Annotated in this window: 8 protein-coding genes and 4 pseudogenes; 5 read left to right on the forward strand and 7 right to left on the reverse strand. The window is 64.9% G+C overall.

The window, feature by feature from the left end:
* Positions 1-103: 103 nt before the first annotated feature.
* The 7 genes from ACV095_RS20910 to ACV095_RS20940 form a co-directional block, all read right to left on the reverse strand.
* Complete coding sequence (locus ACV095_RS20910) at positions 104-1,162, reverse strand: metallophosphoesterase family protein (RefSeq protein ID WP_478222642.1); 1,059 nt, start codon at positions 1,160-1,162, stop codon at positions 104-106.
* Entirely contained in the window at positions 1,159-1,401 is a 243-nt protein-coding gene (locus tag ACV095_RS20915; protein WP_018769843.1) for a hypothetical protein, read from the reverse strand. The genes ACV095_RS20910 and ACV095_RS20915 overlap by 4 nt, the downstream gene beginning before the upstream one ends.
* Positions 1,398-1,739, reverse strand: a complete 342-nt coding sequence (locus tag ACV095_RS20920; RefSeq protein ID WP_142070000.1) for a hypothetical protein — start codon at positions 1,737-1,739, stop codon at positions 1,398-1,400. The genes ACV095_RS20915 and ACV095_RS20920 overlap by 4 nt, the downstream gene beginning before the upstream one ends.
* Positions 1,736-3,517, reverse strand: coding sequence for a hypothetical protein (locus tag ACV095_RS20925; RefSeq protein ID WP_018769841.1), 1,782 nt, complete (start codon positions 3,515-3,517; stop codon positions 1,736-1,738). Before ACV095_RS20925 ends, ACV095_RS20920 begins: the two co-directional genes overlap by 4 nt.
* Entirely contained in the window at positions 3,514-4,530 is a 1,017-nt protein-coding gene (locus ACV095_RS20930) for an MATE family efflux transporter (RefSeq protein ID WP_268002240.1), read from the reverse strand. The genes ACV095_RS20925 and ACV095_RS20930 overlap by 4 nt, the downstream gene beginning before the upstream one ends.
* A gap of 361 nt (positions 4,531-4,891) precedes the next feature.
* Positions 4,892-5,611, reverse strand: a complete 720-nt coding sequence (locus tag ACV095_RS20935; protein WP_478222643.1) for a glycosyltransferase family 2 protein — start codon at positions 5,609-5,611, stop codon at positions 4,892-4,894.
* Positions 5,612-7,316: 1,705 nt separating this feature from the next.
* The gene (locus tag ACV095_RS20940) at positions 7,317-7,643 is read right to left on the reverse strand and encodes a LamG domain-containing protein (protein WP_478222644.1); all 327 of its coding nucleotides are present in this window, start codon (positions 7,641-7,643) and stop codon (positions 7,317-7,319) included.
* A 355-nt stretch (positions 7,644-7,998) separates the two neighbouring features.
* Between ACV095_RS20940 and rpsF the strand changes: the two genes are divergently transcribed.
* The 5 genes and pseudogenes from rpsF to ACV095_RS20965 all read left to right on the forward strand — a co-directional run.
* Positions 7,999-8,304 carry a 30S ribosomal protein S6 gene (rpsF, locus tag ACV095_RS20945; protein ID WP_013602900.1) on the forward strand — a complete coding sequence of 102 codons (306 nt, stop codon included), beginning with the start codon at positions 7,999-8,001 and terminating at the stop codon, positions 8,302-8,304.
* Between the two features lie 74 nt (positions 8,305-8,378).
* Positions 8,379-8,951: pseudogene (locus ACV095_RS20950) on the forward strand (single-stranded DNA-binding protein).
* Positions 8,952-9,076: 125 nt separating this feature from the next.
* Positions 9,077-9,317: pseudogene (gene rpsR, locus ACV095_RS20955) on the forward strand (30S ribosomal protein S18).
* A 17-nt stretch (positions 9,318-9,334) separates the two neighbouring features.
* Positions 9,335-9,785: pseudogene (gene rplI / locus ACV095_RS20960) on the forward strand (50S ribosomal protein L9).
* 79 nt (positions 9,786-9,864) lie between these two features.
* A pseudogene (locus ACV095_RS20965) lies at positions 9,865-10,109 on the forward strand (PhzF family phenazine biosynthesis protein); the annotation flags it as partial.
* Position 10,110 lies beyond the last annotated feature (1 nt).

The raw sequence follows: 10,110 nt of genomic DNA on the forward strand, positions 1-10,110 counted from the left end.
TTGGTGGCAACCAAACAGAGCCAACGACTAAGAGGTCTTTCCCAATGTGGAGGTTGAATCAAACCCGGCACAAGCGCTGCGTTCAGGGGCTGCGGCAGTGGGGTCAGCCGGCGTCCGGGTGCCAGTACCGCAATCCGCCGCTGGTACCCCCGTCGTCGGCGACATCGATCAGCGCGTAGGGAAAGACCTGGCGGTCCAACTGATCCGGACCTTGGCCGCGGACGTCCGACGACCAGGTGCCAGTGTTGATGTACCGGGTTGGAGAACCTTCCAGCCGTGATTCAAGGGCGCGGTGCGTGTGGGCCGAGATGTACCAGGCCACTTCGGAACCGTGCGCTTCAAGAATGCCCGCCACCCGGGCTGCCGCCGCAGGAGCTTGCCCGCCACTGACATTGCGTCCAGTGGCAGCAAGCACCATGCGGGTCGCGGTAAGGGGAAGCGCTGACACCGTCCGGAACCGGGACAGGCGTGCAAGTTCCCGCACTGCCGTCCCGTTGAGCGCGAGCCGCTGCGACTCGGTCTGGAGCAGCTCGCCATAGGCCGGGCCGCGGACGCGCCGTTCCGCCCGTTCCGAGGCCAAACAGGCCTGGGCAACAGCTCCGGCACGACTGAGGCGCGACCGCGTGGGATGGGCATGCCAGGCGGCGAGGGGCGGCAGATCCAGCCCGTCAGTGCCGTTGACGGCGGTGCGCAGCACCTCGGGTATCCGGTGCAGCGCGTGATGCAGGTGTCCATGCTCGGCCATCAGCACGGAGGGGACATAGAGGAACCACGGGTGCACCCGGACCCGCGTGGGATCATCGGGTGCCAGCAGCGCCGCCAGCCGTGCGGCCACCGATGGGCGGGCCAACTCCACATCATGGTTCCCGCATACGAAGTGCAGCTGCACCCCGCGCGCCACGCACGCCTCGAGGGCCCGGAGAGTGGCCGGGTGCCGTTCGAAGATGGAGTCAAGCCGGGCCAGGCTCTCGTTCTCGGACAGGCCTGTGAGTTCAAAAGTGTCACCAACGAAGACAAGGTGTTGCTGCATGCCCGGGGCGGCGGGCACCTCGCGGTGGAGGAACCCCGGCAGTACCCTGCCGGGGTTCCGGGGATCGTCGTCAGTGACGTCCAGATGGAGGTCGCTGACGAGCAACCATCGCGCCCCGCGCCCCAGGTTCACGTAAGCAGTCCAAGGACGCGGGGGAAGAGAAGGAGCAGGAAGGCCGCCCACATGACGCCGACTACGATCCTGCTGTTCCTGGACTGGCTGTGGGGAACCGGCGCTGCTGCCGGTTGCCCAGTGCTTGATCCAGTGCTTGGTGCGGTGGTTGACCTGCCGGGTCCAAGCCGCCGGACCTCGAGGGTTACGAGGGTGATGAGCAGCACGGCAGCTGCAAGCACTCCTGCCAGATCCATCATGATGCGACCTCCTGACGTGCCCGCGCCAAGCATGCGAGGACAGTAATGACGGCCATTGTCACGACGCATGCCTGCCACGACCACAGCGTGAGGTAGAACATGGCCGTGGACACTGCGGTGAGTGTGGCCAGGCCCAGTCCCAGGACGAGCAGCACGCCAAGCGGGACGTCGGTAATCGGGATAAGCCGGGCCAGTGCCTGGCCCGGGAGCAGGATGAGGACGGCTATGGCGGCGACCGTCTGCAGCGGCGTCGGCAACCCGACCAGCGTGACCAGGGCCAGTACCACCGCGGCAACCCCCAGCGCCAGGGTGGGCCGGCTCACTCCGCGGCCGGTCATGGCCCCACCCGGTATACGCGTGCGTCGGCATTGCTGTACGCGAGCTCCACGCCGACCTGCGTATCAAGCCAGTCCTCGAGCTCCCCGAGGCCCGTGGCGGTGGTCTGGCCCTGGATGATCAGGCTCGACTCCGATGAGCGCAGGAGCAGCAGGTAGGCGCCGGCGGCATTGTGCCTGGCGTAACCGTAGATGAGGGGGCCGCAGGTTTCGGCCGACAGGTCGGCGGGACAGAGGTCCTCAATGGTCCGGTATCGGTGCTCCAGATAGTCCTGGTTGCGCCACGGCGTGGGATGGTCAGCCGAGATAATCGAAGAGCCGGGCGGCGCCATGTGGTCCACGGCGGCGATGGCGGCCATCTCGTCATCGGTAAAGACGTCATATTGCGCGTTGCCAAAACGGCCTGTCACGGTCATGACGGCGAACAGGATGCAGGTGAGGACAAGGGCTCCCGCAGCACGGAAGGAAGGCCGGTATCCCACGTTTCCGGGAAGCAGGACCGATGACGCCTGCATCGCAACGAAGGGGAGCGCGAACAGTGATACGCGGATGAGCATTTCCCCGCCGTAGGACTGCGCGGGAAAGAGCAGGAACGGGGCGACGGCCAGGAGGAGCACGCGGATGTCAAGGCGCCCCCTGCGCCAGTCGCGGAACGTTCCAACGGCGGCGAGGGCCCAGAGCAGGAGGGTGAGGCCCATTCGGACCTGCACCACGAGCAGATGTCCAGGGGTCCCGTTGGTGCGGTCGACGACATTTGCTTCGATGGCGGTCTGCAGGCCCGCGTCCGCCAGCGGCGGATGGCCAGCGAGGTACGTGCTTGCAGGAAAGACAAGCCAGAGCACCAGTACGACGCCGGCGATCAGGGGCAGCCTGCTGGGCCAGAGACGTCCGCTCAGGGTAAGGGCGGTGAGGGCGATCAGTACCATGAACGGCGTGAGCTGGTGGCTCGCGCAAATGACCACGATCAGCAGGAGGGTTACGGCCAGGGCGCCAATCCGGCGCCCCGGCTGGGGTTCGGCCGGGGACCGGCCCCGCCACCATGCTGCCAGGTCGGCGCGCCGGAACCCGCGGAAGTGGGAAGGCTCCGTTGCCAGCGGCCCCAGTGCCAGGGCCACCACAACCAGGTAGAGGAAGAAGCCGAAGGCCTGGGGGGAGAGGTAGTCCTGGTCCTGCCAGTTGCCGAGGCAGAAGAGCCAGAGCACCAGCCAGCGCCGGCGCGGATCGCTGATCAGGTACCGTGTCACCACGGCCACGGCGACGAGCCACAGGCCCACGTTGAACACCGGTGCCCACAGGGCAACGCTCACGGGGTCGAGGCCGGCCGTTCCGAGCACGGTCGCCAGGAGGGCAAAGAATCCCGGCCAGTTGAAGTATGCATCGATGTTGGGATCGATGGCCACATTGCGCGACATGGCGTCGGCGATGCCCAGGTGGCGGAACGCCACTTCACCGCGCGGTACGTCCGTCACGAAGACAGCGGCGCCGAAGAGTATGAGCACCAGTACCACGAGGAGCCACAGCATCACCGGGCTGCGTGCAGGGCCCGCGGCATCCCCGCGCAGTGCCACGACGAAGGCGATGTTGAGAATCAGGACCCCCACCCAGAACGGGTAGGGCAGCACACCGACCAGTCCAAGGTCGCTGTTCACAGGAAGTGCCACGGTGGAGGCGGCCCACGCTGCAAGTGCGAGCGACACCGCCCCCGCTGCGGCGCACCAGACATCCCTGGTTTTCCAGCGCGCCTGGGGACGGTGGATGGCCTCCTTGAGCGTGCTGGTCATGATGCCTCCTTTTTGGTGCGGTGGAGAATTGCGATGAGCCGCAGTCCGATGACCAGGGCCCCGGCGGAGAGCACTACCAGCCACGCAAGGGCCATGGCGCTGGAGCCACTGTCGGCGCCCAGGAGCGCCGAGACGCAGAGCGCGGCGCCAAGTGTCACCCCGACGATGATCGACTCTGTATAGCGGCCGAGCACCCGGCAGACGGAGTTGTAGGCCTGCAGCACTGCATAGGCCACCACTCCCGCGGCCAACAACCGCAGGGTGCCGGTGGATGCATTGGCGTACCTGTCGCCGAGCAGATGGAGCAGCGGGTGGGCAAAGACGATGAGGACCATCGCAGCTAGGCCACCGACTATGAGGGACCAGCGGAAACTTGCCCAGGTGGTGGCCGCCAGGCGGCCCGGTTCACGGACTCCCTCGGAGAATTGGACAATGCCTATAAGCATCGGAGCTGTGTAGGCAGCCCAGGCCATCATCCATGCGGGATACCAGTAGGCCGCCACCTCCGGCGATACCAAGTGCGCAAGCAGGAGCGGCAGCACCAGTCCCGGGGCGCGTTCGGTGAGGGTGAGGAGCTGGTTTGGAATGCCCATTTTCAGCAATGAACGTCCGCGCCCGGGATGCAGGGACGGCCGTGGCCGATAGCCCACCAATCTCCGCAGCTGGACGCCACCGATGATGCACGAGACGGCCGAACCGAGGGTCCAGCAGGCCATCAGCACATCGGCCGTAGCCGCGTGGGCCGCCTGCAACGCCACCAACGCCGTGGCCCCAAGGGAGACCATGCCGCCCAGTGTGTACCTCAGTGTTGCGCTGCTGCCGCGTCCCAACGCGACGAGCGCCTGGTCCAGCACCGTGCACATGGTTCCCGTGACGGCAGCCACCACGAACGTCAACCAGAAGAGAACCGACATCGGGGCCGTGTTCGGCGCCACGAACAACTCCAGCACGAGGTAGCCCAGGGCCAGCACGGTCCCTGCCACCCCCACGATGCCAAACGCCGCGTCCAGCACCCAGGGCCGGCGGCTCCCCCCGCCCCACCGAGACGATGACGGCCGAACCGGTGCCCAGCACCGCAAGCTGGGTGCAGATCATCACCGCCGAAACCGCAGCAGTGGTCAACCAAACCTCACGGTCTATCGCCGCGTGCGCGGCGACGACCCAGAATGCGAAACCCGTGCCCGTCTGCGCAGCCTTGGCCAGGACGAGTCCAAGCGAGCTGCGCAGGGGGGAATGCCGACGACGGGTGGGGGCCTCCGTTGGAGCGATCTCCCGTTCAGCCGTCACGACCTAAACCCCTCGCCATACCCGCGTAGTTGTACCAGCAGAAGGCGATGTAATAGCGAAGCCATTTAGGCTGGCCGGAGGCGAGGCTCAAAGCGCTTCCCCGAACGGCGGCGGCGGCGGGCAGGAGCGCCAATCGTGCGCCGCCCCAGCCGTGCTTCCGGACCATCCGGCCCAGTCCGTACCATCCATGAGGAACTGGTCAAGCGCGAAGTCGAAGTCGTCGGCGGCAAACCGGTGTTCGACCATGACCCGCTGCGACACCCCGGTCTTCATCCCTGACTGGCGCATCCGCCACCGCAGTTCGATGTCCTCGCCCGACTTGAATGCGTCGTCGAAACCGAGGCCCAACATCAGGTCCCGGTCTACGAGCGTGGCGACGAGTCCGAACCAGTTGCGGCTGCGCCCGGTGCGATGGTGATGTGCCAGCGCCTGGCCCCAGTAGCCGGGTCCTGCGACGCTTTCAAGGCCTGCCTGGAGGGCGTCATATCCGTCCTCCACCAACTCAATGAGCAGGTCTGCGACGCCGGTGGCTCCGAACACGACGTCGGCATCCACCAGCAGGACCCACCGGGTGGTGCTGTTCTGGACGCCAAGCGTGCGGGCCCAGGGCAGGCCGCGGCCCTCGTCACTAAGGATCCGGGCGCCGGCAGCGCGGGCAATTTCGACCGTGCGGTCGGTGGACAACCCGTCCACCACGATGATTTCCGCGACACCGGACTGACGCAAGGCTTCCAGACAGCGCGGAAGCAGCTGCTCCGCGTTGCGGGCCGGAACGACCGCGGTGACGTCTGCTGTGCTGTAGCCCACCGTGATCCCCCTTAGGCCTGCTCGTCGAGGATCGACGGCAGCAGCTCGTCCAGGTGCCGGACAATATCGTCCGATGCCTCGTCCGCGGAGTAGGCGGCCGGGACTTGAACAGGTGGCAGGGGCGTCCGTCAGGGCTTTGCTGAGAACGAGTCCTTTCGCCGCGAAGTGTTCGCGCCACGGGGACCACGGAGCTTGCCGCGAGGCCGGTAACGACCCGCTGCGAGAAGCTCGCCATCTCGATATGGAAGTTGCCGATCATGCGGTCCACCATCCAGTCGGTGGTCCGTTCAACAACCCGTGACCGTGCGCCCTCGTAGCGCTCCACATATATGGCGGCCGCAAGCGGCGCTGAGGTGGTCACCTTCCGACCGGGAAACGCTGCCTCCGGGGTGACCATGCGGTGCTCCGGCGACCACCGTCGGGAGAAGTCGGCCAGGCGTGGATAACGGATAACGAACGGGTGCACCACAGTGGTGAGGCGTCCGATGCTCCCGGAGAACCGGGAGGGGACGAGGGGCTTGCGCGCACCTTCAAACAGGTGCGGGTAGATTGCGCGGTGATGCGGCTTAATGAACATGGGCTTCGCGTATCCAAGCAGCGTTGCGTCCTCGGCGAGGAATGCCCAGTCGTCACCCATGAACGACCAGCCCTCACGCCGCATCAGCTTGGCGGCGGTGCTGGTCTTACCGGTCCCGCCGGCCGCGGGCAGCGCGATGGCGTGGCCCCGGTAGGCCATCGTTGCCGCGTGGATCATGGCCGCCCCGCGGGAGATCATGGCGGCATCGAGAACCGGTACCACGGAGGTCAAGAGCTCTCCGGGTCGTGAATACGCCATTGCTCTGCACCCCTGACAACTTGGACCCGGTCAGCCTGGAAGCGCACACTGTTGTCCGTGTACGCCAGCTCATGCTCGACGAAGCCGGCATTCGGCATAGGCTCGGGGCGGTCATCAACAATAATGTCGGGCTGCCGATCCTCCGTGTCGGAGGCGAAACACGCCAACATGCTTTGAAGCTGCCTTGCCGTGGGGCCATTGCGTCGACGCTGATCGTGACGCGGCCGTGAATGTCGAAGTGCAGTGCCTTCGCCCGCCTGGTGCTCATAGTCCTCCCCTGTCTGATTGGTGTCGGCCGAATACAGCTCCGGCCCGGGCCAATCCACCCAGTGCCCGTAGACGGATTCGAAACCCCCGGCCGTAAACTCCGCCGGCAGAATCGAGCGTAGGGTAGGCCGCCCGGGTAAACACCGGTAGTGAGTACTCGCCTTTTGCATCGCCTGCTACGTGGGGAATGGCGCGCTTTTCGCAGGGCTGGGGGTGGAGGGGCACGTCCGGGCGTGGCGTTAAGTACGTTGGGGGTTTGTCCCGTTCGGTGCGTCAGGTAGAGGGGGTACCTTGGGCGTAGACGCGAACCCAGTCCACCGCATCTCGCCGTGACCGTTGGGAGTGCCGTCCGGAAACCAGTCCAGCTGCAACGTCTGGTGCATCGACCCCGGCGGCTGATGCGTGGGGTCGCTGTCCTCAAACACTTCACGCCATCGACGTAGCCGATGATGCCGCCGGGGGACCAGTCAACTGCGTAGTTGTGGGAACTGCGTGACGTCCAGGGGCTTGGAAACAGAGGTCTTAGAGTTCGAGCATCCGAAGTGGTGGAAGAAATTGGTGCGGTTCCAGTCAACAGTGGTCTCCGCATAGTCCACTTCACCGTCACAGGGGCCAGTGCCCGCTGTCCGGCCACAGGATCGACACCATATGGTATTCATCGTCCCCGGAGCCCGCTGCCCGGACTTCCCAGCGGCCATACCTCTGGAGGCCAAACTTGGCACTCATTCCCGCAGTCGTGCCATCCGAGGTTCCGGTAATGACCATCCTGGAACCATCCACCGTGACCTGCCGGGGACTGCGTATGCCGTTCCCTGCGTGCCCGTCACTGTCGTACACGGACCACTTCGCGGCGTCCGGTGCCCCGGCGTAATTGAACTCGTCGCCGGCGATCGGCGTGCCCCAGCCCAGCCTTGCCGCGGCAGAGCTCATGGGCAGAGTCCGTCATGGGTTGGGCTGAGCTGGCCGAGCAGCCGGACAGGAACAGTGCCGCCATCCCCAGGGCCATCGGGGGTCGACGCATGTGTCAGATAATAGGGCTTCAGCGGCGGGGTGGATAGCAGCCCGGTTTTTCCACATAGCGTGCCGCGCCGCTGCCTGGGCTGCGCACCACGGCACTAGCCTTGAGTCAAGCGCGAATCGCCTATCGGGTCCAAATGCACTAGGATATTGAAGTCTGTGCTGCGTCCTGCCTCCGTTCCGGGGCAAGGCATTGCACGGAATCGCAAATGAACCTCCTGTTACGGAAATGCCGTAACCGCTTAGCCCAAAGGAGGTGGGTTCACATATGCGTCCTTACGAATTGATGGTAATCATCGACCCCGAGGTCGAAGAGCGTACCGTTGAGCCGTCGCTTCAGAAGTTCCTGAACGTCATCACCAACGATGGTGGAACCATCGAAAAGGTTGACATCTGGGGCCGTCGCCGTCTGGCTTACGAAATCAAGAAGAAGTCCGAAGGTATCTACGCCGTGGTGAACTTCACCGCCAAGCCGGAAACCGCCAAGGAACTTGACCGCCAGCTGTCTCTTAACGAGACCATCATGCGCACCAAGATCACCCGCCCCGAAGAGCAGAAGGTTGTTGCTGAGTAATTCAGCACCACGTCTTCATTCTTTACCCCGCAGGACACGCACTCTTCACCCAGGATCGAACAAGGAGGCAGTAGATGGCAGGCGAGACCACCATTACGGTCATCGGTAATCTCACCAATGACCCGGAATTGCGGTTCACACCGTCCGGTTCGGCAGTAGCGAACTTCACCATCGCTTCCACCCCCGCACCTTTGATCGCCAGTCCAACGAGTGGAAGGACGGGGAAACCCTGTTCCTCCGCGCCGCTGTCTGGCGTGAAGCAGCCGAGAACGTTGCCGAATCCCTGACCAAGGGATGCGCGTCATCGTGACCGGCCGCCTGAAGAGCCGTTCCTACGAAACAAAAGAAGGCGAAAAGCGCACCGTTATCGAGCTTGAGGTCGACGAGATCGGCCCGAGCCTGCGCTACGCCAACGCCAAGGTTAACCGTACCCAGCGCTCCGGCGGACAGGGTGGGGGCGGCTTTGGCGGCGGCAACAGCGGCGGTGGCTTCGGCGGCGGCAACTCTGGTGGAAGCCAGGGCGCCAACGCCGGCGGAGGCTGGGGCGCGGCAACCAGCAGGCTGCACAGGACGATCCCTGGGCTACGCCCGGCGTGTCCAACGCAGGCGGCTGGGGCAACGGCCCCGATTCCGAACCTCCCTTCTAAAACCCAAACACGGTCCGGCGCGGGGCCTCCCAGGGAGCCGAAAGGCACCCAGGGAACTGCCGCCGTCGGACCACCACCATCCCGTGGATCAATATCCACGGGCTCCCTAGAATAGGAGCTCCACGATGGCTAAGGCTGAACTCCGTAAGCCCAAACCAAAGTCCAACCCCTTGAAGGCCGCTGACATCACTGTCATCGACTACAAGGACGTAGCATTGCTGCGCAAGTTCATCTCCGACCGCGGAAAGATCCGCGCCCGTCGCGTCACCGGCGTTACGGTGCAGGAACAGCGCAAAGATCGCCCAGGCAATCAAGAACGCCCGCGAAGTTGCTCTGCTGCCTTACTCCGGCGCTGGCCGCGGCTAAGGAAGGGATTAACTAACATGGCAAAGCTCATTCTGACCCACGAAGTAACCGGTCTCGGTGCTGCTGGCGATGTTGTCGAGGTCAAGGACGGTTACGCACGTAACTACCTCCTGCCCCGCAACTTTGCCCTGACCTGGTCGAAGGGTGGCGAGAAGCAGGTTGAGTCCATCAAGGCTGCCCGCGCTGCCCGCGAGCACGCTTCCCTGGAAGATGCTCAGAAGCAGGCCGCTGCACTGTCCGCGAAGCCGGTCAAGCTGGTCGTCAAGGCCGGCGAGTCCGGCCGCCTGTTCGGCACCGTCAAGCAGGGCGACGTCGCCGACGCTGTTGAGGCCGCCGGCCTCGGCAAGATCGACAAGCGCAAGGTTGAACTGCCTGCCACATCAAGTCGTTGGTTCCTACCAGGCCAACGTCCGCCTCCACGCTGACGTTGCTGCTGTGATCGAACTCGACGTGGTTGCAGGAAAGTAGTCCTCAACTGCATCGGAAGACCCCCGTCGCCGGACTCCGGCGGCGGGGGTCTTTCGTTTTCCGGTGGTAGCCTGCTCCGGTGAACCCGACACCACGCAGCCGCCCCTTCCATCAGGTGGATGTTTTCGCCAGCCAGGCCTACCGCGGCAACCCGCTCGCCGTCGTACTTGATGCCCAAGGGCTGGACACGGCAACAATGCAACACTTCGCCAACTGGACCAATCTCTCGGAAACCACGTTTCTCCTGCCTCCGAAGATCCCCGCGCCGATTACCGGGTCCGGATCTTTACCGGCAGCGAAGAGTTTCCGTTCGCAGGCCACCCGA

This window comes from Arthrobacter sp. JDC6, assembly GCF_056484025.1.

Excerpts from the sequence above, each read along its gene's own strand:
- ACV095_RS20915 (WP_018769843.1), bottom strand. The coding sequence starts at position 1,401 with ATGATGGATCTGGCAGGAGTGCTTGCAGCTGCCGTGCTGCTCATCACC.
- ACV095_RS20920 (WP_142070000.1), bottom strand. The coding sequence starts at position 1,739 with ATGACCGGCCGCGGAGTGAGCCGGCCCACCCTGGCGCTGGGGGTTGCC.
- ACV095_RS20925 (WP_018769841.1), bottom strand. The coding sequence starts at position 3,517 with ATGACCAGCACGCTCAAGGAGGCCATCCACCGTCCCCAGGCGCGCTGG.
- ACV095_RS20940 (WP_478222644.1), bottom strand. The coding sequence starts at position 7,643 with ATGAGCTCTGCCGCGGCAAGGCTGGGCTGGGGCACGCCGATCGCCGGC.
- rpsF (WP_013602900.1), top strand. The coding sequence starts at position 7,999 with ATGCGTCCTTACGAATTGATGGTAATCATCGACCCCGAGGTCGAAGAG.